Raw genomic sequence first — 23,053 nt, 5'->3', positions numbered from 1 at the left:
CTGCACATAGATGGCAATTAGCGCAGGAGTCTCTTCACGAGAGTTTCCGCAGTCAGACGCTTGACGACCGCGCTCAGCCGCCCCTTCCCCGACGTCGCGTACGGCCGCACGCTCCGCATCAGCGCCGCGCCCCACCACCGGCGCGGAGCCGCCACGGCGGTGGCGCCCGTCTCGATCCTGAACCGCGCGGGCGGCCCGCCCAGATCGAGCTCCAGGTACGCGTCCCAGGTCCCCGGCGCCAGCCGCCCCACCGCAGGACGGGCCGCGAACCCGCCACCGGGCAGCGGCACCACCCGCTCGGCCCGCTCGCACCCGCTGCGCCGCTCCCGCCACACGATCCGCCTGATGGCCGCCGCCTGCGGCGCGGTGCCCGCCACCGTGACCTCGCCGTCGATCAGCAGCCGGTGGCCGAGCGCCCAGCGCGTCCTGATGAGCGTGGCCGCGCCGGGCACCGCCACCACGTGGCCGCCCACGTCGATGCTCAGGTTGCCGTTGTCCCTGGTGAAGTAGGGCAGCACCACGACGCCGCCGACCAGCCGGGGCCGCGGCCTGGCGAGGTCGCTCTCGCGGTCGGCGCCGAGCCGCCCCAGCCGGATCACGCCCTCGATCTCGACCGCCACCCGCAGGTCCCAGACGCCCGAGCCGAGCGCGCCCACGTCGAGCCGTACGGTGAACTCGCCGCCCTTGCGCTCGACCGGCAGCACCAGCTCGGTGCCGGGGTCGTGGCGGGCGCGCAGCACCACGGTCAGGCCGTCGTCCCTGGTGATGCCGTCCAGCCTGGCCGCGCCGGTCACCACCAGGCGGTCGCCCTCCCAGCGCAGCCCGGTCAGCCTGCGGCGCACGGTGGCGCTCTCGATGCGGGCCAGGCGTACGAGGCGGTCGATGTCGCCGAGCGCGTCGGCGCGCTGCCGATCGATGGTGTTGAGCCGCTCGTGGACGCCGGGGGTGTACCACTCGTCGCACAGCGCGGCGACCTCGCGCGCGATCTCCTTGCGCCGTACGTCGTCGCTCTCCAGGAACACGGTCCCGAGCTGGGTGAACACGTCGAGCCTGAAGTGCCGGCGCAGCAGGTGGTCGCGCAGCGGGCCCGGCTCGACGTGCCTGGCCATGAGCCGGATCGGCTCTTTGATCATCGCCAGCCAGGCGAGCGGGTCCCTGCTGCCCGACTGCTGCATGATGCTGCTGCCGTCGGGCCGCGAGACCAGGTGGTAGCAGTCGTAGTCGGCCACGATGGAGATCGGCCCCGCGTGGCAGTAGGCGTGCACGCTGAAGAGGATGTCCTCGCCCACGAGCATGCCCTCGCCGAACCTGATGCGGTGGCGTTCGAGCAGCTCTCTCCTGAACAGCTTGAAGCAGCTCAGGCTGTTGTAGACCGGGCTGTCGCCGAGGCTCACCCGGTCGGCGTTCTGCTGGAACATCGACACCGGCGCCCGCCTGCCGTGGCCGACGATGCGGCCGAGCACGATGTCGGAGCCGTTGGCGTCGGCCACCGAGACCATGCGTTCCAGCGCCTCGGGGCCGAGGTAGTCGTCGGCGTCGCAGAAGAAGACGTAGCGGCCCGCGGCGTGCTCGATGCCGACGTTGCGCGGGCGGCCCGCGCCGCCGCTGCCCTCGATGTGGATCACCTTGACGACGCCGGGGTGGTAGGAGGCGTAGAGGTCGAGCAGTTCGCCGCTGCCGTCGGTGGAGCCGTCGTCCACCACCACGATCTCCTTCTTCACCCGCTGGACGAGCGCGGAGGTCAGGCAGCGGTCGAGGTAGGGCCGGCAGTTGTGCACGGGGATGACGATGCTGACGTCGAGGGCGTCGTCATCGCTGCCTGTCCCCGGCATCGCCACCACTCCAAGAGTTCACGTCGCGTCGTCATCCCGCTTCAGTATGTGACGAGTGCGGGCGTCCGCGCGGGCCGATCGCGTGTTCTCCATCCCCTGCTTTTGCTAAGAACGGAGAATCACGGCATTCGGCCAATAAGCCCGCGCACACTGGCCAAATAGTTCATTCATGCAGCACCGAATGAGTTTCAGGGGTGTGGTTTTCCCTCCCGGGAGAAGAATCCCTCCCCCGCCGGGTGCATTCCGCCACCACCGCAGGCCGCGGGTGATCCGCGACCGGCCGTCGCGCGTCTACAGTTAGGCAACCTTGACTCGGAGGTGGCGGGTAATGGGATCGGATCTGCGCGGCGACACCGCGAACGGCTCGGCCGTCCACACGGCGGAGTTCATCGTTTCCTCGGCACGGCTGACGGAACTGTACGAATGCGCCGTCCTGCTGCGGCGTACGCGGGTGCGCGCGGAGGAGATCGTGGACGAGGCACGCGCCCTGGTGGCCGAGGCGCGGCAGCACGGCGACACCGAGCGCGCCCTCCTCCTGGAGGACCAGCTCGAACAGGCGCACGCCCGATACCGCCAGGTGCTGAAGGCATACCTGGTGCTCTGCCGCAGAATCAACGAGGAACGCCAGGACATCCTGCGCGTTCAGGTCGATCGCGACCGCATGTCTGGATTGTCGGGCGTGGCCTGAGATTTACGCGCAGGCACCCGCTCGCCACCGCCACCCACTCATGTTTCAGGAGCGGGCGGGAGAAACCAGCGAGAAATCGATGAATCGGGGTGAACCGTTGTGGCGTTTGGGGCGTCTCATAGTCAAGGAGGCCCGAAATGCACGCCTTGGACGGTCTCGCGGCGCCCGACTTGCAGCGGCTCCAGCTTGAGCTGCTCCTGATCCTGGCGCTGCACGAAGAGGCGGAGCGGCTGGCCGCCGACTAGAACGGGCTCCAGCTCCCCGGGGCCGCCCCCCGGGGAGCTGGAGCAGGGGGCGTAACATTTCTGGTCATGCTGCGCTGTGCCGTACTCGACGACTACCAGGACGTCGCACTCGGGCTGGCCGACTGGTCACGGGTGTCGGCCAGGAGCTACCGCGACCACTTCACCGGCCTCGACGACCTCGTCACCGCCGTCCACGACTGCGAGATCATCGTCGCGATGCGCGAGCGCACGCCGTTCCCCGCTGACGTGTTCGCCCGGCTGCCCAACCTGCGCCTGCTCGTCACCACCGGCATGCGCAACGCCTCCATCGACCTCGCCGCCGCCCGCGACAACGGCGTCACCGTCTGCGGCACCGGCGCCGGCTCCACCCCCACTGTCGAGCTGACCTGGGCGCTGATCCTCGGCCTCGCCCGCCACCTGCTGCCCGAGGCCACCGCCCTGCGCACCGGCGGCCCCTGGCAGCAGACCGTCGGCGCCGACCTGCACGGCCGCACGCTCGGGCTGCTCGGGCTCGGCCGCATCGGGTCGCGGGTCGCCGCCGTCGGGCGGGCGTTCGGCATGGACGTCGTGGCCTGGAGCCGCAACCTCACCAAGGAGCGCGCCGCCGAGTGCGGCGCCCGCCTGGCGCCCGACCTCGACGCGCTGCTGGCCGCTTCCGACGTCGTCTCCCTCCACCTCGTGCTCTCCGACCGCACCAGAGGGCTGCTCGGGGCGCGCGAGCTGGACCTGATAAAGCCGACCGCCCACCTCATCAACACCTCGCGGGCGGCGATCGTCGACCAGGACGCGCTGGCCGCCGCCCTGCGCGAAGGGCGCATCGCCGGGGCCGGGCTCGACGTGTACGACGTGGAGCCGCTGCCGGAGGGGCACGAGTTCCGTACGCTGCCGAACGTGCTGGCGACCCCGCACCTGTGCTATGTGACCGAGCTCAACTACGGCACCTACTTCAGGGAGGCCGTCGAGGACATCGACGCCTTCCTCGACGGCACCCCCATCAGGCAGCTCACCTGAACACGCACCGATACCGCAGCTCACGAACCTCGAGGCCGCCGATGACCGCGTCCTTGACGGCGCCGTCCTGCTGCCACCCCATCCGCTCGTAGAACCGGATCGCCCGGCCCTGGAGCAGTCTAGACAGCGACCACCTGCACTGCTTTGCCGCACAATTTGTTCATGTCGTCCTCATCGGAGGTCAGGACGACGGCAGGGCGCAGCGAGCGCATCGCGGTGGCCGCTACCACAGCGTCGATGGCGTACTTGTGACCGTGCAAACGGGCATCCCGGAGAAGCTCGATCGCTCGCCCGGAGATATCCTCGGTCACCGGCTCGATCTTCAACCGGGACAGATACCACCTGAGACGCTCGCTTTTGACCCGAACATCTTGCGCCTCGATCGGTGTCATGGCGCTGACCACAACCCGAAAATCGTTGTCCTGCGCCTCCCGTACGAACGCCGTCACCCGCTGGTCGGCCTCGCACCACTTCACGAGCCCTTCGCAATCGAGAACGACGGTGCCGGCGCTCAACCGGCTTCGTGCGCGTGCCATCCGTCCTCCTCCTGCAGTTCGGGCGCCGACTTCACGCGCCGGAACAACTCCGCCGCCTCATCACGCAAGGATTGCGGGATCGGCCCAGCAGCGGCCTCGTTCGCCTGCAGGGCCTCCTCCAGAAGATCCCGCTCGATCTGACGCTCCACAGCGGCATCTACGTAGGCGGAGAACCCGCGCGCGCCGACTCGCTCTCGGACAGCGCGGATGTTGCCCGCCCTCAGGGACACACTGACCTTGGCGGCCGGGCCGTCTCCCGGGGGGAAGTCTCGCTCTGGCATGCTCACGCGCTCAGTTTACTACTCGAAGTAGCAAAACAGGCCGGGGTGGCTCGCCAACGGATCGCCACTGCTCGCAAGGTCGCACGTCAGCAAGCGAGCGAGGTGACCGAGCCCGACTGCGGCACCTACTTCAGGGAGGCGGTCGAGGACATCCACGCCTTCGTGGACGGCGCCCCCATCAGGCACCTCACCTGAACGCGCACCGATACCGCAGTTCACGGACCGCGAGCCCACCGATGACCGCGTCCTTGACGGCGCCGTCCTGCTGCCACCCCATCCGCTCGTAGAACCGGATCGCCCGGGCGTTCCCCTCCAGCACCCACAGGCCGGCGGACGAGAAGCCCGCCTCCCTGAGCGTTCGCATCGACTCCGCCATCAGCCCGCGTCCTATCCCGCGCCCCCAGACGGCCGGCAGGGCGTAGATCGCGGCCACCTCCCCCACCTGCTCGGGGTCATCGTCGTCGTCCCGGGTGGGGCAGAGACCGGTGAAGCCGACCACGTCCCCTTCGTCCTCCGCGACCAGCGTGGCCCGGCGCGGCCAGTCGGCCTGCTGGATGAGCCGCTGCCACTGCGGGACGCGTTGCGCCGGCCGTAACCCGTCGAGCAGCGGCTGTGGCAGCAGCCCGTGGTAGGCCCGCTGCCAGGACCGTACGTGGATCTCGGCGACGCGCTCGGCGTCTTCTGTGACGGCTTGGCGAACTCGCATGTCAGCCTCTCGTACGGGCTCGGAAGGCGGCCGTCTTCACCCGATTCTGGCAGGCGGTCGAGCAGAAGCGGCGGGTGCCGTTGCGGGAGACGTCCACGTAGACGCGGTCGCAGTGCGGGGCCGTACAGACGCCGAGCCGGTCGCTGAACTCGCTGCCCAGCACCACCGCGAGGCCCGTCGCGCAGCCGGCCGCCCAGTCGCCGGCCATGGTGCCGCCGAGGCCGTGGAAGTGGAGGTGCCAGGGCTCGCCGTCGTGCCGTTCGAGGCGGGGCCTCGCGTCGGTCTCGGCGAGCAGCACGTTCACCTGTTCGGCCGCGCGGTCGAGGTCGCCGTCCGCGACGGCGGTGAAGACGGTACGCAGGCGCCGCGCGACCTCGGCCAGTTGGGCGCCCTCCGCCTGGGTGACCTCGCGGTAGGAGGGACGCAACGCACGCAGGGCGCCGGTGGCGGCGGCGCCCAGGTCGCGCGGCACCGGGAAGGGGCGGCCGCGCTGCTCGCCCGGGGTCAGCGCGTTGACGAGGGTCACCGCCACCCTGACCACCGCATCTGTGTGACTGTTGTAATCCAATTGACCGGTTACACCTTCGTGCCGTACGTTGTGACTGTCCAAAGCATAGACGACAGTTACAGGGAGAACGTTCGTGCTGACTCACGATGCCGCACTCCGTTGGCTCGCGCGCTGGGATCGCCAGCAGGAGGGCTACCTGCCCGACCGCGAGGAGCGCTTCACCGCGCTGATCGACGCCGTGCAGGCGCTCGGCCGGCCCGACCCCGTGGTCATCGACCTCGGCTGCGGCCCCGGCTCCCTGTCCGTCCGGCTGCTCGAACGGCTGCCCCGGGCCAGGGTGATCTCCGTGGACGCCGACCCGCTGCTCATCGGGCTGGGGCGGGCCGCGTACCCGCAGCTCACGTTCGTTTCCGCGGATCTGCGGACGAGCGGGTGGACCGGCCTGCTCGGCCTCGACGGCCCCGCCGACGCGGCGGTCAGCACCACCGCGCTGCACTGGATCTCCGAGCCCGACCTCAAGGGCGTCTACGCGGAGCTGGCGACCGTGCTGCGGCCCGGCGGGCTGCTGCTCAACGGCGACCACCTCGACACCGACGACGCCACGCCCGCGCTCTCCCGCCTTGAGCACGCGGTGCACGACCTCGAGACCGAGCGCACGTTCGGTGCCGACCGCCCCGAGGACTGGCGTAGCTGGTGGGACGCCATCGCCGCCGACCCCGACCTCGCCGAGCTCAACCGCGAGCGCACCACCGCCGGCGCCGACCACCACGGCTCGGAGTCCCGCCTGCTGTCGCAGCACGTAGGAGCGCTGCGCGAAGCCGGGTTCACCGAGGTCGGCACGTTGTGGCAGCGGGGCAACAACCGGCTGCTGTGTGCCGTACGGGGCTAGCGGTTCCCTTCACGCCGCAGGCGGCTCACGTCACAACGAGTTCATGCCGAGCTTCGAGCGGCTCACGATAGAGGCGGCCCGCGCCCTCACCCGCCGCCGGGTCAGCGTTTGCGGGCCAGGGTGACGCCGTCCCGCACCGGCAACATCACGGAGTCGAGCCGCTCGTCCCGGGCGATCGCATCGTTGACCTGGCGCATCGCCACCTGCGCCGCCCCCTGGAACGCCGGATCCAGCACCCGGCCGCCGAGGAACACGTTGTCCAGCACCAGCAGCCCGCCCGGCCGCAGCCTCGGGACGATCTCCTCGTAGTAGGCCGGGTAGCCGGGTTTGTCGGCGTCCACGAAGGCGAAGTCGAAGGCGGGCTCGTCGGGCAGCGCGCGCAACGTGTCCACGGCGGGCCCGATCCTGAGCTCGATGCGATCGGCCACGCCCGCCCGCTCCCAGAACGGCTTGGCGATGTCCGTCCACTCGGTGCTCACGTCACAGGCGATCAGCTTTCCGTCGGCCGGGAGCGCGCGGGCGATGCACAGCGACGAGTACCCCGTGAACACGCCGACCTCGATCGCCCGCCGCGCCCCCACCATCCGGGCCAGCATGCCGAGCAGCGCGCCCTCATCGGCCGACACCTGCATCCCCGCCGACCGCCCGGTCACCGCCCGCGTGGTGGCCGCCAGCTCACGCAGCACCTCGTCGGCCGGGGTGCAGTGGGCAAGCAGATAATCCTCAACGACGGGCGAAACCAGCTCGACCTGCTCCCCGGAGACGGCCTCCGCCCACACCACCCGCTCACCATCTCCCGCCCGCACGTCACCCGCGTGTACGTCACCCGCCTGCACGTCTCTCGCCCGCACGTCACCCGCCTGTACGTCACCCGCCTGTACGTCTCTCGCCGCGAGAAGCTGCCGCCCGACCTCCTCCTGAACGCTCGCCAACCCACCGGCGTCCGCCGCGGCCGCGATCACCAGCACCTCATCCCCCGCCGCCAGCACCGAACAGCCGCCCCCGGCCAGCGTCACCTTCGCCCGCCCGGGACCGGTCATCTGAGCGTCCGGCTTGAGCCGCTCGACGATCCGGGCGAGGTGACGGTCGGGGTCGGAGGTGGTGATGCGAGCCGTGGACAGGGGCATGACAACTCCTCTTCACCGGATTCTTCATGACTTTTCCGTACGCGCCCCAGTCTGCCTCCCAGGCCGCCACCCTGGACAACCGTCACCGGCTTTTGATCAACTGCGCACGTCCCTCAAGCAGCGACCCCGAAGGCCCGACATGTCCCTCATCACCCTGACCGAAGCCGCCACCCACTACGGCCTCTCCCACGACGCCCTGAAGAAGATCACCGCCGCCGGCCTCCTCCCCACATCCCGCCGGCAAGGCCGCACCCGCCTCATCCCTCGGGACGCGGCCGAGCGCCTGAGCACCCGCCCCACCGCCCCGCTCCACGAGGTCCTGCCGAAGGACGAGGACACGATGCCCGTCCTGCGCGTCGGCGTGGCACAACCGGTCAAGGACCAGGACCGCCCCTACATCGGCTTCCACGCCGACCTCGCACCCGAGCACCTGTTAGAGGCCCTACGCGGCTGGTGGACGGGCGACCCGCAGAACATCTCGCGAGCCGGCATCCTCCCGATCACCCTCGGCGGCTTCGTCGTCGCCGTACTGACGGGCCTGGACGATTGGGAGAGCCGACGCATCTTCGGCCCCCGCATCCGTCACCGCTTCGACGCCAGACTCGCCGGCTACCTCACCGACCTGGACGCACCGACGAACATGATCGAGACAGGCCCGCCGGAGGACCAGACCCTCGCCAAGCTCCTCCTCGGCACCCGCCTCCCGTCAAACGCCGGCGGCCCCATCGCCTACGTCCGCTAGCTGCGGGGTCCCGCGCGGGGGCAGCCGCCAAGGCGGGACCCCGGTTGATCATGCGAACAACTGTTCCATGGGCGAAAAATCACGCGAGCGGATATCCACGCCGCTGGTACGGTGCTCAGCCCGTACGGAAGAGAGAAGGCACGGATGCAGGAAGCAGAGGTACGGCGGGCGACCGCCGCGGCCAGAGCGATCGCCTCATCGCTCGGCCTGGCCGCCGGCGACGACGCGATCATCCTGCAGAACTCGAACAAGCTCATCCTGCGCCTGCTGCCCTGCGACGTGCTGGCCCGCGTGGCCCCCGTGACCCAGCAGGTGGCCGACCTCGAAGTCGACCTCGCCCGGCGGCTGACCGGCTCCCCCGTGGCCGCGCTCGACCCCAGGGTGGAGCCGCGCGCCTATGAACACGACGACTACGTGGTCACGTTGTGGACCTACTACGAGCCGGTGGCCGAGGAGCCCTCACCGGCCGCCTACGCCGAGGCGCTTCACCGGCTGCACGCGGGCCTGCGCGTGCTCGACGTACCGGCCCAGCACTTCACCGACCGGGCCGAGCAGGCCCGGCGGCTTCTCGCCGACCGCGACCTCACCCCCGAGCTCCCCGACGCCGACCGCGAGCTCCTCATCCGCACGCTGGCGAGCACGACCCGCACGATCCTCGAACGCGGCGGCCCCGACCAGCTCCTGCACGGCGAACCGCACCCCGGCAACGTGCTCACCACGAAGAACGGCCTGGTCTTCATCGACTTCGAGACGTGCTGCCGGGGTCCCGTGGAGTTCGACCTCGCCCACGCCCCCGTGGACGTCCATGGGCATTACCCGGGGGCCGATCGGGAGGTGCTGCGCCAGTGCCGCCTCCTGGTCCTGGCGATGATCATCACGTGGCGCTGGGACCGCGACGACCAGCTCCCGGACGGGCGGCGGCTCGGCGCGGAGTGGTTCGACCAGCTCAGGGCGGACCTGCTCACGGAGTCTTGAGCGCGCCCCCGCCCACCAGCCAGTTGGCGCCGACCGCACCGGGCATCGTGGGAGACGCCAGGAGCAGCACCGCGCGGGCGATCTCCGCGGGGTCGATCAACGCGTCGGTCATCATGCCGGCCTGCTGGGGCAGCCTCTCCAGGAACGCGTCCTGGCCGGGCCGTAGGTACGCCGCCAGATCGGCGCCGGAGGGATCTTCGAGCACCTCCGGGGCGCGCTGCCGCCGCCCGCGTTGTTCACGAGGACGTCGAGACGCGGATCCATGTCGAGCACCCGCTCGACCATGCGCCGCGGCCCGTCGGGTTCGGCCGGGACGAACGTGGCGCCGGTGGCGGTTTTATCCGTTTAGCCGTGAAGTAAGAGACATCGCCTGACCAGCCATCTCACAACGTCGCAGAATGGACGGCATGCGATCGACCACCAGTCTGGACGAGCTGTCCGAGGACCTGCACCCGTCGAGCGCCGCCCCCTTGTCGGAGGAGGAGGTGCGGGGGCTCGAGGACCTCGTCCAGGCGTCGCTGCCCGGCGAGTTCCGCTCGTTCCTGCTGCGCTTCGGCCTCGGCGCGCACCCCGGCCTGGTGATCGACCTGGAGTGGATCATCGAGTGGACGTCACGGGAGCGACAAGCCTGCGAGGGCGCGCCGTGGCTCGCCGTCTCCGCCTCGGACCCCTTCCCCATCACTGAGGCCGACGCCGCCCGCCTCCCCCGCCTCGCTCCCCCGATCCTCACCTCCCCCAGGCCGACGCCCGGGACGATGCTCCTCCGCGACCACGGCTCCTCGCTGGTCAGCATCCTGGCGCTGAACGGCGACCTCGCCGGCACGGTGTGGATGACGGACCAGAGGTGGGGAGAGACGTACTGGTGGCCGTCCGCCCCGTGGATCCACGACCACCGTTGGGGGTACGTCCACTGCGGCTGGACCACCCCGATCCCGTTCCTCGACTGGTACATCGGCTGGACCCGCCCGCCCGTCTGAACACCACGCCTACGTCCAGGGAGCATCGATGGCGGTCACCCTCATCTATGAGACGCACTCGATCAGCACCCACAACGAGGCGGGCATCGCGAGCGGCTGGCTGCCCGGCGAGCTATCGGAGCGCGGCAAGACCCTGGCCGCCGAACTGGGCGAACGCCGCCGCCACGACGGCCTCGACGTGGTCTTCAGCTCCAACCTGCGCCGCGCCGTACAGACCGCCCAGATCGCCTTCGAGGGCTCGGACATCCCTCTCCTCCAGGACCCCCGCCTCCGCGAATGCCATTACGGCGAACTCGACGGCATGCCGGTAAGCCGGTTGGAGGGAAACCGCGCCCGGCACATCGACCACCCGTGGCCCGGCGGCCAGAGCTATCAGGACGTGGTCGAATTGACGAAAGACTTCCTCATCGACCTGGCCGAGAACTGGGACGGCAAAAAGGCGCTGGTGATCGCCCATTCAGCCAACCGCTGGGCCCTCCAACACCTTTTGACCGGCATACCCCTCATCGATTTGGTGGACCGCCCCTTTGCATGGCAACCCGGCTGGACGTACGAACTGCCCAGCCGCTGAAGCCCCTGCATAGGCAGCACAGCCGAAGTTTGATAAGCCACCCTAGAGCCCGATTGAATGAATCAAACTCCGGCACTCCCAGGCACGCCGCAGACACGCTCGCCGACCGAGGCTTGCAGGACGGCGCGGTCACCGCAGCCCGAATCATCCGCAGCGCCTCTTGGGGGCGCGGACCGAGCCCGGGCCGCCGTTCGGCATGCGGTGGGGTGAGACGGCGTTGCCATACATATTGCTGTACAGCAGGAGAGAAACGTCTTTAGCGCCGACCGTAGGGCGGGCGAGCCGCATAAACACAAGTGGCACCCTCACCCTGCCAGCCGCAGGTCGCCGCCCCAACTATCTGCGGCCACACTCCCCGACTCGAACACGAACTCCGCTCCCATCAACTCGGTGCCGTCCACACCCCCACCGAATCGCTCGACCACGCGGACGAGCCGTTCGCCGATGTGCCGTACGAAGGGGACACTGTCCGGGGCGGAGACCACATCGACGCGACTGCCCCACTCCTCCATCACGTAGCTTTGCCCTGGCTCGCCTGGCTCGATCTGAAACGACCAATCGGAAGCGACTCCGATGCCAATGACCACTGCCTCCAAGCGAAGCCACACCTCGATGACCTCAGGGGCGCCAGCTCCATGCCCGAACTGGGCAGCCACCACTCCGAACAGACGCTTGTCCGTCAGAATCGCAAGATCCATGAGACAGGCCACCTCGGTGCAATCTCGGCCCTGAAAAGAATCTTCGCCAGAGTACGCGCGCCTCAATGAGGTACCCGAGGGCAAGAGCCGGTGCATGCGCTCCGCCACAGTGGGCGGTCGTCATCCGGTCCGGCGCTTACCGCGAATCGGCGAACCCTGATCCCATGGCGTTCAGGCACTGAGCTGTGGTCGCTCCGCCTTCGGCGGTCCTGTGCCGCTCCCCGGAGCGAGGGAGCGACATCCCACCGCAGGGGGAATCACACCGGACCGTGGCCAGAGAAGCTGGCAACCATGAGCAATACACCCGCGGTCCGCCCACCTGCAGTGTCCGCGCCCCCGAGTCGGCTCACCATCTGGGCCGGCCGAACGATGATCTTCATCGCTGTGGCGCACACCGCCGTGTTCGCCCCTCTCGTTCCCTTGTCCAGCTGGCTCGCCGGGGACCTCCGCAACCGTGCCGCGGACAGCGACTCGGTGGCAACGTTCTGGGCGCTGCCCGGCGGATTCGTCGTAGTGCTGGTGCTGCTAGGGCTACTGGTGGCACGGGCGGGACGGCAGGGACAACACGTCCCCGGCTATGTCGGCTGGGTGATCCTCGCCTGGGGAGCGCTGGCCGTCAGCCTGATCGGACCGAGCGGTTTCCTCCTCACCGCCGTCCCTGCCGGACTCCTCATCGCGGCGAACATCACCGCCGGACGACACCGCCGCACTTCGTCCTGAGCAGGTCTCGCCGGTCGAGCAGGCCGCCACAGCCGCCGACACCTTCGCCCAGGTGTGGCCTCCTGTTAGCAAGATCGAAATATTGCCACGACAAACACGAAGCCCCTGAACCGGGACACCAGTCCAGGGGCCTCATCACGCAGAGCCGACGAGGGGAATCAAACCCCTGACCTTCTGTTCACAAGGTCCCCAAACGATCTTCGCTATTGTCCGTGGGCGTTCGCTACCTCGTCTGACGGCACCCACGTCGTACGTCCGTCTCCGTTCACCGACGTTCAAGATCGTCCGTCTGAGTGGCTCCCAAGGTGGCTCCCACATTGCACTGCTGCCGGGCTTCCTACCGACCCGCCGGAGCCCGCGCCAGCACCCCTGAGACGATCAACCGAACCCCCGTAACCAGCACTGCGGGGAGGAGGAAGAAGAGCCAGACTCCCCACTCCTCTCGATCCATCACCCAGGCGACCACGAGCGCAAGGACCAAGGCGACAAGAGCAAGCGACAAGTAGACGACCTTGCGCCGCAGGCTACGGGACCGCACAAAGAGCGACACACCAACAACAACGACTGGTATCGAGTACCAGAGGATCATCGCGAGCAACACGCCGGACTCCTCGGCTCTCATGAGCACCGCCCGTACGGCGCCCACCCGGATCGTCTCACAGCGCAGTCCGACGATCAGCCCCATGACCCGGCCTTCAGCATGCCGCGATGAACCCGGAACTGTCGGTCTCTCTCACTACGATCACCGCATGTTTGGCTTGGACGCGTTGGAGTCGATTCTCCTTGTCCTGCTGCTGGTGATCCTCGGGCTCGGAATCAGCCGATGGATGGGACAACGCAAGGTATCGCGCATCTACGTCGGCCTGGACCTCATGACTCCTGTCGATGTGCAGGTCCGGGCGCACGACCTGATCGAGGCGGGACGGTTTCACGACGCTGTGGACCTGATCCGCAAAGAGTCCCAGGTATCCGGGCCGACCGCATTGGAAGTCGCGAAGGTCCTACGTGCCGGCGGGGTGCTGCCGGGCTTCCCGGTGTTCGATGAGGATGACCTGCCCACCCGGATCCGCAAGCTGATCGAAGCCGGCTACCGGAAGCAGGCTGTCTTTCTTGCGCGAAGCACCGAGGACATGAGCCAGCCAGAAGCTGAGGCCTTCGTCGACGCGCTTTCAGGGGAGCCGAACGCCGGGCGCAGTAGCGGCGGCGCTCCGGTCCAGCAGAGCGTTACCGATGGCGTTGTCGTGGATCGAAGCTGCCGCTTACCACCACCGCGATGACTAGGCCCAGCACGTCCACGGCCAGCCCTCGCGTGCGACCCGGCACCTTCTTGGCCGCATCCCGTCCGGTCGTGGCCTTGTCGGTGCCGTCCTTACGCCAGGCGGTGTAGTAGTACATGACGGCGCTGCGAGGTGGCAGGCCATGGGGCAGCAAGCTCCACTGGCAGCCGGTCCGGCTCTGAAACAGGATCGCGTTAACGATCTCCCGCATCTCGTATCTGCCCTGAGGGCCGCTGACCGAGGGGTGCGCGGCTTTCCACGCCGTGACCACCGGCTCGATCAAGGCCCACCGCTCATCGGATAAGTCGCTCGCGTACGGCTTGCCCCCGGACTGCCCTCTGAGAACCGATCGGAAGATCGGCAGAGGTTCGGCGGACCGTTCCTGGCGTTCATGAGAACCGCGTCCTTGGACGTTGAGAAGATTCTGGCGGGGTCGAAGTCGATCGGGGCTTGGCTAGTGGCGGTCCTGGACTGACGGAGTTTCCAACGACGGTGCCGCTGGCCTACGACCATCTACGGCACTGTGGCCTCATAGACGATCGAGATCGACCGTTGGCTCACCTGAGGTTCGAGCTTGGGTCGAGGCCGGTCAGACTGGCGGTGGCAGCCCACAGGCGCGCCGCGAGTACGGTGTCGGCCAGGTGACCTCGGACGGGTTCGAGGGTGGGCAGGCCGCGGATCCCGAACACCCGGGGTCCCCAAAGCTGGCCACCGCGCACGGACGGGTCGAGGACGGCCCGGACAGCGGGCCAGGCGCCGGCCTCCTTGCTCTGCAAGAGGAGGGCGGCGGGCAGGCCGCGCAGTCGTTCGCCACTGGTTCGGATGTGGACCGGCGGGCGTGAGGGGGTGAGGGAGTCGAGTGCGCCGCCGGGGTGGACGATCACGCTCAGCGTCGTGCTGCCGGCGGCGCGCAGGCGGCGGTCGAGTTCGAAGCCGAAGAGCATCTGCGCGAGTTTGGATCGTGCGTAGGTGCGCTTCGGCCGGTAGTCGCGCGTGCTCTGGAGATCGTCAAGGTCCAGGCATTCGGACTTTGCCGTGAAGCTGCCGGTGGTGACGACGCGGCTCGCGGGTGTGGCCGTCAGCAGGGGTGCGAGCCACCAGATCAGCGCGAAGTGTCCCAGATGGTTAGTGGCGAACATCAGCTCGCTGCCGTCCCTGGTCTCGCGCCGTGGCGGCTCGTCGAGCAGCACTCCGGCGTTGCAGACGACCGCGTCCAGTCTCTCCAGTTCCAGGGCGTCCGCGGAGGCTTGGAGCGAGGAGAGGTCGGCGAGATCCAAACGGATGTGACGTACGCGGGCACCAGGGACGCGGGCGCGGATCGAGACCCGCGCAGCTTCGGCCTTGACGGTGTCACGGCAGGCGAGGATAACGGCGGCGCCGGTGCCGGCCAGTTGTTCGGCGACGAAGTATCCGATGCCCGCGTTGCCGCCGGTGACGAGGAAGTTCTTGCCCTCGGCGCGCGGCAGGCGCCGCACGTCCCAGGGGCCTGGCCTGTGGAGGGAGGACATGTTCGGCTCCTTTCGGTGATGGGTGGTCGTGCCTGCGTCAGTGCTGGAGCTCTTCCGGTGCTCGCCTGGGCATGAGGATCACGGCCGGGACGGTGATGGCGGTGAGGGCCACGACGACGATGAGGCTGGTCGTCATGGCGTGGCCGAGGCCGGAGGCGGTCGACTGGAAGAAGACCGAGGTGACGGTGGCCGAGCCGATGCCGGCCGCGAGTTGCTGGATCGCCGACAGGGAGCCGCTGGCGCTGCCGGCCTCGTCGGGATCGATGTCGCCGATCGCGATGTCGAAGATGGTGCCGTAGCAGGCGCCCATCCCCAGGCCGGTGAGGAAGACTGCTGGCGCTAGGGTCCAGAGGCTCAGGTCCGTGCCGGAGCCTGTGACCAGGACGAGCAGCCAGCCGCAGCCGATCAGGATGATGGCCAGGCCGAGGAAGATGAGAGTGCGGCCCAGCTTCTTGATCAGCGCCATGCATGCCCCCGCGGCCACGATGATGCCGACGGTCATCGGCAGGAGACCCAGGGAGGCGTCGCGCGCCGAGGCGTGCAGCCCTTGCTGCATGAACAGGGACAGGACGTAGACCAGCCCGGTGGTGGCGGCGAAGACGATCAGTCCGGTTAGCAGTCCGGAGCTGAAGCCGCGGTTGCGTAGCAGGGATGGCTTGAGCAGCGGGTCGGTGGCGGTGCTCTGGCGGCGGGCAAAGGCTGCTAGGAACGCCAGGCCGGCGATGATCGAGAGGATCGGGATGGTGGTCCAGCCGTTGCTCGACCCCTCGACCAGCCCCAGGAGCAGGCCGAACATGGTGGCGGCGAGCAGCCCTGAGCCCACCCCGTCCACGCCGGTGGACGCGTCGCCGTCGTCGTGCGGCAGCAGCCGAACGGCCAGGACCAGGCCGAGGCCGCCGAGCACCAGGTTGACCAGGAAGATCGGGCGCCACGACAGCCCGGCGATGTCGGCGTCGATGACGAACCCGGCCAGGATCGGGCCGCCGACCGAGGCGGCCCCCAGCAGGGGCCCGAACAACGCGAACGCCTTGGTGAGCATGTCACGCGAGAACGTCTTTGTCATGATCGCCATACCTTGCGGGATCAAGAGCGCGCCGAACGCGCCCTGTGCGCCGCGGGCGAGAATCAGCAGGGTGGGGTTGGGCGAGAGTCCCGCCATGGCCGAGGCGATCGTGAAGCCGCTTATGCCGATGAGAAACAGCCTGCGCTGGCCGTACTTGTCGCCCAGTCGCCCGCCGACCACGAGCAGGACGCCCATTGCGAGCATGTAGGCCGATCCGAGCCACTTGATCAGGCCCTCGCCGCCGTGCAGTTCGGCGGTGATCGTGGGCGCGGCGATGTTGGTGACCGTGGCGTCGATCATGTCGAGGGCGTCGGCGAGCAGCACCAACCCCAAGATCGCCCACATGCGCCGGCTGGACGCGGTGGCCGGCGGGCCGACCGTCGCGGACATTGTCATGGACATCTCCCATGGAACGAAACTAGACTGACTCTGAAACTATAGCCACTATAGATTCAGAGGAGTTCCAGATTCGGTACGATGGGGACATGCCGACGACGATGGGGCGCCGCGAGCGCAAGAAGGCACAGACCCGCCGGGCGTTGTCGGAGGCGGCGTTGCGGCTGTTCTCCGAGCACGGGTACGACGGCGTCACCGTCGCTCAGATCGCCGACGAGGCGGACGTCTCCATCGCCACCCTGTTCGCGCACGTGCCGGACGGCAAGGAAGCGCTGATCTTCGACGACGGAGCCGAACGACGCGTCTGGCTGGTCGCCGCGGTCCGCGACCGGCCCTCCGGCCAGTCGGTGCTGGAAGCGCTGCGCCGCTGCATGGCAGCCCGCGGACCCTTCACCAACGATCTCCCGCCCGAACTGCGGCGCAAGCGGGACCTGATCGTCAGCACGCCGGCGCTGCGGGAGTACTCACGCAAGCTCTGGATAGCCAGCGAGGGAGCCCTGGCCGAGGCGATCGCCGCCGAGAGCGGCCGCGACCCCTCCGACATGACCGTCCGCGCTCTCGCCCGCTACGTCCTGGAGATCCCCGAACTCGCGGGCACGGAGCCCGACCCCCTGGCCGCGCTGAACGCCATCTTCGACCTTCTCGAATCCGGCTGGCCGGCGTTGGACGGCCTCGACGCCGAACGCGTCAGGATTGCCCGGCAGCCGGAGTCGACCGACAGCCGCCGCTGATCGGCCTGGGCCGTTGACGCTCATCGAAGGCTGGACAGGGCGAAAGCGGTCGCGCACGGTGCCTACTCGGCTCCTCCTTCAGTCCTGGCGGGGCGCTACCGCACCGCTTGCCTCGAGCTGCTCGGCCACGAACTTCAGCACCACCACCCCGGGCCCATCCACAGGATCCTCCCGGAACGTCCCCAGCACCGCACGATCACCACCGGCATCCACCAACTGGTGTGTCCCGGGTCGCCGAATGCGTGCTTGACCTCGGTTTTCAGTGGGCCGTGCCGGGGTGGACGGCTCCGCCGACTACTCCTGATGTCCCGACGCGGCCGGGCGGGGTCAGGCTCCGGCACCGGGGTCCGGCGGTGGTTCGGTGTCGATGGTGTCGGATGTGAGCCCACCCTCGTTCGCGGGCCGGAAGCCCAGTTCGTGGAGTTCGGGAATGTCGATCGCGGTGACCACGCGCAGAGCGCCATCCTCGGTCACCATGCGGACCGCGAGACGCACCAGCGCGCCGCGTACCTCTGTCGGGACGCCGGGCTGGGTATGGACCGCGTCGAGACGTGCGATGGTGTGCCGCGTGTCCTCCCAGGACGCAACCGCATGGCCGACGTAAGGGTGCCCGCGAGCGTTGTCCACGTACGCCTGCAACCAGCAGACGAGCCTGTCCTCGGCGATCAGCCGGCGGGGAACGCTCACGTCTATGCCCGCCTTGGCCAGCCAGGACCCGGTCTCGGACGCGGGCAGGGGGACCAGTGCCTCTGGAGCTCCCCAGGTGACGTGGGTCCCACGCCGGCGCCGCCGCCGTCGGAGGGACGGCACACCGATGAGGGGGACCGGGCTGAGGTGGAACCCGGCGGGAGAGACGTCCGGGGCGTCGTGGGCGTCCAGCACGACGTAACCGTCGCGGATCTTCCGGCGGCTACGGCTCACCAAGCCGGTCGCGAGTTCCTCCGCGAGGCTGGACAGGACCTCCGCGGCCCATTCGTCCGCCGAGGTCACCGGTAGGCCAGTCCACGGACTTCTGGGTGCGGTCGGGAACCTGACCTCGACGGCGTAGACGTTCGGATCCCGCCGCCAGCGGAAGATCACTAACAGGTTGTCCGGCTCCGCGACAACATCGGCGCCGAAGAGTCCGTCCGTTATCGCGCCGGGCCTTGGCTACGTGGCGGCGCAAGGTCGATCTGGATTCGCAGAGTCAAACGTAATTGTTATGACGGAGTCTTTTATACTCGACCGGCAGACTCCCGATGGACGCAAGGCGTTGGACGATTTTTCGCAGGCCCTGAAGTCGAGGGGCTGGAAGGTTGTTGCACGTCTGCAACCCTCAGGTGTGCAGATGGAATCGACTCAGTGGCCGAGTCATCTTCTATCCCTTGAAGTGGCTAATGACGTCACTCTCTATCCCCACGGGGAAGAGGCAAGGCTACTGAAAGAAACACAAGGGCGGACGAGATATCCTGACGCTTTAGTGATCGTTTCGCTTCATCGAACAGACCAAGGTCCTCCCATCTTGACGGTCCTGGCCCCAACCAGGTCCACGCCTATGACCTGCTGCGCATGTTCGACCACGAGACCGCACCACCCCGCTCGGCCAGACCTTCGCGAGGACGGCCGAATCATAAGACTCTCCACTTGCTGACGGTGATCGACTCGGTGTCGGCGCCATCCTCCGCCATGGGTTTGGCTGATATGCGCGCTCACTGATGGATGCTCGAGCAGTAAAGTATGATGAGATCACGAGTGAGTACCCAAAAGCATCAACAATCGAGATAATATGACAATAATAATGTGGAATCGATCTAGAGTGCCATTCGCTGCTGCGTCTCTAATCCTGGCCCTCGCGAGCACATCATGCGTCAGCACTAGCAATGGTGTCAGCGCTGATAAATGTCTGGATACAGCCAAGCGAGAAAATGCTGCCATGCAGGCCGCCGTCAGCCCGGCGCTTCGAGACGACAAGATGGGGGAAGTGTCTATCTATGAAATGAACGGATGCGATTCGGCCGATAACGGCGCATGGCTCGATGCTGAAATTAAAGATACAATGTCCAAGGAGGAGATTTTTTCTATATTTGAGTCGCATGGATGGAGTACTAATCCTATGGAATTGCCGGAATGCAATCCGGGTGTTTGCGGTGCAGAGCTCGCTAAAAAGGTAGGCTCTCAGCTATTTGGGATCAGATTTATCCACCGAGAAGAGCAGGGGGTCTGGGAGCTTGAGATAGTATCTTTGTAACAGCCGCTGAGCCTTACAGCGATGGCCTTGCCAATACTGTTGTGAAAGGTCATTGTGCCTGGTAGCGCGGGTGGTTATCAGCGGTTGGATGGTGGGCAGTACATGCCTAGCTTTGGGTGATATTCGCAATGCTGCTCGACTCTGGGTTCTGGAGAGCTGAAGACCGGTACGGGCGTGGTTGACCTGGTGAGACGGTGCCTGCGCAGGTACCCCCTACTTTCTCCCGCTGGAGTTCCAGCTCCCTGAAACACAACATGCTTGGTTTGCTTGACTATCCAAGTGAGCATGCTGCTTAATGAAGCTACTTGGCAGAGGTCGCCAAGCTTCACGGCGTCTGCATCCGGCCCTTCCCGCTCAAGCGGCTCGACACCCACGCCGGCCAATGGGAGATCATCGATGTCCCGTGCGGCTCTCCCATGGAGAGCAAGTGTCCGCCGTGTGCCAAGCGCAACAAGCAGCTCCGCAAGGCCCAGTGCCGCGAGGGCTGGCACCTGAAAGCGGAACCGGCGATCGCTCCGGACGAGCCGACCGACGAACAGCGCTGGCTGGTCGAGTTCCGCGCCGACATTCAGGCCCAACGCAACGAGGCCGAATGCCACGGCGGCGACACGACCGACTTGGACGCAGTCATCGAGGGCCTGGACGAAGAGATCAACGCGGCGGGCATGCGGGGCAACGTCCTCGGCCGGACAACATCCAAGCGCTCCCGCTCGACCCGGCGGCGGCAGGACGCGCCAGACCTGCCCAGCGGAAGATGGCGCACACCACGCTCGGCCGGACCTTCCAGGCCCCGGACGGCAAGACCTACCGGCCGTCGCTGTTCGTCACGCTCACTCTTCCGAGCTACGGCAAGGTCAAAGACGGCGCACCCGTCGACCCCGACACCTACGACTACGCGCGGGCCGCTGGTGACGCGCTGCACTTCTCCAAGCTGGTCGATCGGTTCGTGCAGAACCTTCGCCGCGTCGCCGGCTTCGACGTCCAGTACTTCGCCTCCGTGGAGCCGCAGAAGCGGCTCGCCCCGCACCTGCACATGGCCATCCGCGGAACGCTCCCACGCGCGGAGATCAAGCAGATCGCGGCGGCCACCTACCACCAGGTGTGGTGGCCATCCGCCGATCAGGTCGTCTTCGACGGCGACCACCTGCCCGTCTGGGAAGAAGAGGCCGGCTACCTCGACCCCGACACAGGCGAGGTCCTGCCCACCTGGGACGAAGCTCTCGACCAGCTCGACGCCGACGAGGAAGCCGAACCTTTGCATGTGATCCGCTTCGGCGACCAGGTGGACGTCAAAGGCGTGCTCGCTGGCACGAAGGACTCCGGCCAGTGCATCCGCTACCTGTCCAAGTACCTCACCAAAGCCTCGGCGAAGGACTCGACAGCCAGGCCCAACGCGCCCACGCGGCCCGTTTCGTCGACGCCCTGCGCTACGAACCGTGCTCGCCGACCTGCCCGAACTGGCTGCGGTACGGCATCCACCCCAAGAACGCCAAAGCCGGGATGGATCCTGGCCGGTGCCGGGGCAAGGCCCACAAGCCCGAACACCTCGGCTACGCCGGACGCCGCGTCCTGGTCTCCCGCAAGTGGTCCAACAAGACCCTCGCCGAACACAAGCAGGACCGCCGCACCTGGGTCCTGGAAGCCCTCGGCAGGGCCGACGAACCTACCGACCCCCACCGTTACATCTGGCGCCCCGTCCCGGCCGGAGACGCCAACGTGCCACCGCTGGCCATGCGGCTCCTGAGATCCGTTCGCGAGCGCCAAGGCTGGCGCGCTCACATGGCCGAGCTCCAGGCCCGAGCAGACGGCCAAAATCTTTCGGCAACTGAGCACCCTGGGAGGGCCGCATGACAGTGAGCATCGCCCCTCTCCTCCTTCGACCCGAAGAGGCTGCCGACTACCTCGGCATCGGCCGGACCAAGGTCTACGAGCTGATCCGCTCAGGCTCGCTTCGATCCGTTCGCATCGGCACCCTGCGTCGCGTTCCCGCGACCGCACTCACCGACTTCGTCGCCCAGCTTGAACAGGAGCCCGCATGAGCACCAAGAAGCGCGGCCAGAACGAGGACTCGATCTACAAGGACGGCGGCCGCTGGCGCGGGGCGGTCTCCCTCGGCTACGGCCCGGACGGCAAGCGCATCCGCAAGAAGGTCTCCGGCAAGACCCGGGCCGAAGTCGTCGAGAAGGTCCGCAAGCTCAAGGAGACCCTCGCCAAGGGCGCTCCCGTCCCGGATGACCCGGCTGCCGGTCGGTGCGTTCCTCGACCGCTGGCTGCTGCACCTGCCGGGTCACATCTCCGATGGGACCTTGGACGACTACGAGGACACGGTACGGCTGCACCTGAAGCCGGGGCTCGGCCGTCACAAACTGACCAAGCTCACCGTGGCGCAGGTCGATGCACTCTGGCAGGCAAAGCCCGAGGCCGGCTACAAGGCGAACAGCGTCCGCAACATGCGGGCCGTGCTTCGGAAGGCCCTTGGCCAGGCAGAACGGGAGGGCTTGGTCATGCGGAACGTCGCGGCGTTGTCGATGCCACGGCGCGTACCCGTGGAGGAGGGCCGGACGCTCACGGTGAAAGAGGGGAAGCGACTCCTCGGCACCGTCGCCGACCATCGCATGGGCGTTCTCGTCCTCCTAGCCCTCGTGTTCGGTCTGCGTCGTGGCGAAGCTCTCGGGCTCATGTGGAACGCCTTCGACCTGGACGCCCGCACCCTGCGCGTCACCCACTCCGTCAAGCGACTCAAGAACCGTGACCTGGGCTCCACCGCCGCCAACACCCGCATCGTGATCAGCGAGCTCAAGACCAGGCGCTCACGCCGCGTCCTCTGTCTGACTCCCGAGTTGCTCGAGGCAATCAAGCGCCACAAGGCCGCCCACAACAAGGAGCGTCTCAAGGCAGGCGAGGACTGGACGGAGCACGGCCTGATGTTCCCCACTGCTTTCGGCAATCCGTCCGACCCGGACACCTTCTCTCACCTGTTCTCCCGCCTGGCCAAGAAGGCGGACCTCGGCCACTGGCACCCGCACGAGGTTCGCCACTCCGGCGCGTCGCTCATGCTCACCCAGGGCACTCCCCTCCACGTCGTGTCCGAAGTCCTCGGCCACGTCAGCATCGCGATCACAAAGGACGTCTACGGCCACCTCCTGGAGGGTGACCGGCGCGCGGCGACCGAAGCCATCTCCAGCGCTCTCCTGGGGAAACAGCCCCGGGTGGCTCCCAAGGTGGCTCCCGAAGACACCGAAGACACCGGTTGAAGGTCATAAAGCGAAAGGCCCCTGACGGCGTAACGCCTGTTCAGGGGCCTTTCGCTAGCAGAGCCGACGAGGGGAATCGAACCCCTGACCT

General features: G+C 67.8%; 27 protein-coding genes and 1 pseudogene. 15 read left to right on the top strand and 13 right to left on the bottom strand.

Annotation, left to right across the window (positions count from 1 at the left end):
• Positions 1-17: 17 nt before the first annotated feature.
• A complete protein-coding gene (locus AB0K28_RS34510) occupies positions 18-1,832 on the bottom strand; it encodes a glycosyltransferase family 2 protein (RefSeq protein WP_364378167.1) in 1,815 nt (604 codons plus the stop codon).
• 328 nt (positions 1,833-2,160) lie between these two features.
• Here AB0K28_RS34510 and AB0K28_RS34505 point away from each other — a divergent pair, with 328 nt between their 5' ends.
• Entirely contained in the window at positions 2,161-2,520 is a 360-nt protein-coding gene (locus AB0K28_RS34505) for a hypothetical protein (RefSeq protein ID WP_364378165.1), read from the top strand.
• Between the two features lie 311 nt (positions 2,521-2,831).
• Positions 2,832-3,776 carry a D-2-hydroxyacid dehydrogenase family protein gene (locus tag AB0K28_RS34500; protein WP_364378163.1) on the top strand — a complete coding sequence of 315 codons (945 nt, stop codon included), beginning with the start codon at positions 2,832-2,834 and terminating at the stop codon, positions 3,774-3,776.
• Between the two features lie 119 nt (positions 3,777-3,895).
• On the opposite strand, the gene AB0K28_RS34495 is transcribed toward AB0K28_RS34500, so the two are convergent.
• Positions 3,896-4,312, bottom strand: a complete 417-nt coding sequence (locus AB0K28_RS34495) for a PIN domain-containing protein (RefSeq protein WP_364378161.1) — start codon at positions 4,310-4,312, stop codon at positions 3,896-3,898.
• Positions 4,288-4,461 (bottom strand): hypothetical protein, encoded by a 174-nt coding sequence (locus tag AB0K28_RS34490; RefSeq protein WP_364378159.1) that lies wholly within the window; start codon positions 4,459-4,461, stop codon positions 4,288-4,290. The genes AB0K28_RS34495 and AB0K28_RS34490 overlap by 25 nt, the downstream gene beginning before the upstream one ends.
• A 177-nt stretch (positions 4,462-4,638) precedes the next feature.
• Here AB0K28_RS34490 and AB0K28_RS34485 point away from each other — a divergent pair, with 177 nt between their 5' ends.
• A complete protein-coding gene (locus AB0K28_RS34485; RefSeq protein WP_364378157.1) occupies positions 4,639-4,788 on the top strand; it encodes a hypothetical protein in 150 nt (49 codons plus the stop codon).
• On the opposite strand, the gene AB0K28_RS34480 is transcribed toward AB0K28_RS34485, so the two are convergent.
• Positions 4,781-5,299 (bottom strand): GNAT family N-acetyltransferase, encoded by a 519-nt coding sequence (locus tag AB0K28_RS34480; protein ID WP_364378155.1) that lies wholly within the window; start codon positions 5,297-5,299, stop codon positions 4,781-4,783. The genes AB0K28_RS34485 and AB0K28_RS34480 overlap by 8 nt on opposite strands.
• A 1-nt stretch (position 5,300) precedes the next feature.
• The gene (locus AB0K28_RS34475; RefSeq protein WP_364378153.1) at positions 5,301-5,867 is read right to left on the bottom strand and encodes a CGNR zinc finger domain-containing protein; all 567 of its coding nucleotides are present in this window, start codon (positions 5,865-5,867) and stop codon (positions 5,301-5,303) included.
• 73 nt (positions 5,868-5,940) lie between these two features.
• Here AB0K28_RS34475 and AB0K28_RS34470 point away from each other — a divergent pair, with 73 nt between their 5' ends.
• Complete coding sequence (locus tag AB0K28_RS34470; protein WP_364378151.1) at positions 5,941-6,696, top strand: class I SAM-dependent methyltransferase; 756 nt, start codon at positions 5,941-5,943, stop codon at positions 6,694-6,696.
• A 101-nt stretch (positions 6,697-6,797) separates the two neighbouring features.
• Here the strand turns inward: AB0K28_RS34470 and AB0K28_RS34465 are convergent, their stop codons facing one another.
• Positions 6,798-7,823: a class I SAM-dependent methyltransferase gene (locus AB0K28_RS34465; RefSeq protein ID WP_364378149.1), complete on the bottom strand. Its 1,026-nt coding sequence runs from the start codon at positions 7,821-7,823 to the stop codon at positions 6,798-6,800.
• Between the two features lie 139 nt (positions 7,824-7,962).
• Between AB0K28_RS34465 and AB0K28_RS34460 the strand changes: the two genes are divergently transcribed.
• Together AB0K28_RS34460 and AB0K28_RS34455 are read left to right on the top strand one after the other, a co-directional pair.
• A complete protein-coding gene (locus AB0K28_RS34460) occupies positions 7,963-8,565 on the top strand; it encodes a hypothetical protein (RefSeq protein WP_364378147.1) in 603 nt (200 codons plus the stop codon).
• 144 nt (positions 8,566-8,709) lie between these two features.
• Positions 8,710-9,540 (top strand): phosphotransferase, encoded by an 831-nt coding sequence (locus tag AB0K28_RS34455; protein ID WP_364378145.1) that lies wholly within the window; start codon positions 8,710-8,712, stop codon positions 9,538-9,540.
• On the opposite strand, the gene AB0K28_RS34450 is transcribed toward AB0K28_RS34455, so the two are convergent.
• Positions 9,527-9,745, bottom strand: coding sequence for a hypothetical protein (locus AB0K28_RS34450; protein ID WP_364378143.1), 219 nt, complete (start codon positions 9,743-9,745; stop codon positions 9,527-9,529). The genes AB0K28_RS34455 and AB0K28_RS34450 overlap by 14 nt on opposite strands.
• A 202-nt stretch (positions 9,746-9,947) precedes the next feature.
• Between AB0K28_RS34450 and AB0K28_RS34445 the strand changes: the two genes are divergently transcribed.
• Both AB0K28_RS34445 and AB0K28_RS34440 read left to right on the top strand, forming a co-directional pair.
• Complete coding sequence (locus tag AB0K28_RS34445) at positions 9,948-10,517, top strand: hypothetical protein (RefSeq protein ID WP_364378141.1); 570 nt, start codon at positions 9,948-9,950, stop codon at positions 10,515-10,517.
• Between the two features lie 28 nt (positions 10,518-10,545).
• Positions 10,546-11,088, top strand: a complete 543-nt coding sequence (locus AB0K28_RS34440) for a histidine phosphatase family protein (protein ID WP_364378139.1) — start codon at positions 10,546-10,548, stop codon at positions 11,086-11,088.
• A 305-nt stretch (positions 11,089-11,393) separates the two neighbouring features.
• Here AB0K28_RS34440 and AB0K28_RS34435 read toward each other — a convergent pair whose 3' ends face one another.
• Positions 11,394-11,786, bottom strand: coding sequence for a hypothetical protein (locus AB0K28_RS34435; protein WP_364378137.1), 393 nt, complete (start codon positions 11,784-11,786; stop codon positions 11,394-11,396).
• 291 nt (positions 11,787-12,077) lie between these two features.
• Here AB0K28_RS34435 and AB0K28_RS34430 point away from each other — a divergent pair, with 291 nt between their 5' ends.
• Positions 12,078-12,506, top strand: coding sequence for a DUF6463 family protein (locus tag AB0K28_RS34430; protein ID WP_364378135.1), 429 nt, complete (start codon positions 12,078-12,080; stop codon positions 12,504-12,506).
• 337 nt (positions 12,507-12,843) lie between these two features.
• Here the strand turns inward: AB0K28_RS34430 and AB0K28_RS34425 are convergent, their stop codons facing one another.
• Entirely contained in the window at positions 12,844-13,191 is a 348-nt protein-coding gene (locus AB0K28_RS34425; protein WP_364378133.1) for a hypothetical protein, read from the bottom strand.
• Between the two features lie 64 nt (positions 13,192-13,255).
• Between AB0K28_RS34425 and AB0K28_RS34420 the strand changes: the two genes are divergently transcribed.
• Complete coding sequence (locus AB0K28_RS34420) at positions 13,256-13,783, top strand: hypothetical protein (protein ID WP_364378131.1); 528 nt, start codon at positions 13,256-13,258, stop codon at positions 13,781-13,783.
• On the opposite strand, the gene AB0K28_RS34415 is transcribed toward AB0K28_RS34420, so the two are convergent.
• The 3 genes from AB0K28_RS34415 to AB0K28_RS34405 form a co-directional block, all read right to left on the bottom strand.
• Positions 13,731-14,141: a transposase gene (locus tag AB0K28_RS34415; RefSeq protein ID WP_364378255.1), complete on the bottom strand. Its 411-nt coding sequence runs from the start codon at positions 14,139-14,141 to the stop codon at positions 13,731-13,733. The two genes, AB0K28_RS34420 and AB0K28_RS34415, sit on opposite strands and share 53 nt — an antisense overlap.
• 199 nt (positions 14,142-14,340) lie before the next feature.
• Positions 14,341-15,291, bottom strand: a complete 951-nt coding sequence (locus AB0K28_RS34410; protein ID WP_364378129.1) for an SDR family NAD(P)-dependent oxidoreductase — start codon at positions 15,289-15,291, stop codon at positions 14,341-14,343.
• 37 nt (positions 15,292-15,328) lie between these two features.
• The gene (locus AB0K28_RS34405; protein ID WP_364378127.1) at positions 15,329-16,750 is read right to left on the bottom strand and encodes an MFS transporter; all 1,422 of its coding nucleotides are present in this window, start codon (positions 16,748-16,750) and stop codon (positions 15,329-15,331) included.
• An 89-nt stretch (positions 16,751-16,839) separates the two neighbouring features.
• On the opposite strand from AB0K28_RS34405, the gene AB0K28_RS34400 reads away from it, so the two are divergent.
• A complete protein-coding gene (locus tag AB0K28_RS34400) occupies positions 16,840-17,481 on the top strand; it encodes a TetR family transcriptional regulator (protein ID WP_364378125.1) in 642 nt (213 codons plus the stop codon).
• A gap of 327 nt (positions 17,482-17,808) precedes the next feature.
• On the opposite strand, the gene AB0K28_RS34395 is transcribed toward AB0K28_RS34400, so the two are convergent.
• Positions 17,809-18,471, bottom strand: coding sequence for a hypothetical protein (locus AB0K28_RS34395; protein ID WP_364378123.1), 663 nt, complete (start codon positions 18,469-18,471; stop codon positions 17,809-17,811).
• Positions 18,472-19,393: 922 nt separating this feature from the next.
• On the opposite strand from AB0K28_RS34395, the gene AB0K28_RS34390 reads away from it, so the two are divergent.
• From AB0K28_RS34390 to AB0K28_RS34375, 4 genes and pseudogenes are all read left to right on the top strand, one after another.
• A complete protein-coding gene (locus AB0K28_RS34390) occupies positions 19,394-19,708 on the top strand; it encodes a hypothetical protein (protein WP_364378121.1) in 315 nt (104 codons plus the stop codon).
• Positions 19,709-20,013: 305 nt separating this feature from the next.
• Positions 20,014-21,559, top strand: a pseudogene (locus AB0K28_RS34385) (replication initiator).
• On the top strand, positions 21,556-21,747 hold the full coding sequence (locus tag AB0K28_RS34380) for a helix-turn-helix domain-containing protein (RefSeq protein WP_345395415.1): 192 nt from the start codon (positions 21,556-21,558) through the stop codon (positions 21,745-21,747). The pseudogene AB0K28_RS34385 and the gene AB0K28_RS34380 overlap by 4 nt, the downstream one beginning before the upstream one ends.
• Before the next feature lie 192 nt (positions 21,748-21,939).
• Positions 21,940-22,962, top strand: coding sequence for a tyrosine-type recombinase/integrase (locus AB0K28_RS34375; protein WP_364378119.1), 1,023 nt, complete (start codon positions 21,940-21,942; stop codon positions 22,960-22,962).
• Positions 22,963-23,053 lie beyond the last annotated feature (91 nt).

It is taken from the genome of Nonomuraea sp. NPDC049504 (genome assembly GCF_040676845.1).
Classification (GTDB): Bacteria; Actinomycetota; Actinomycetes; order Streptosporangiales; family Streptosporangiaceae; genus Nonomuraea; species Nonomuraea salmonea.
This window is presented reverse-complemented; position numbering and strand designations above follow the sequence as displayed.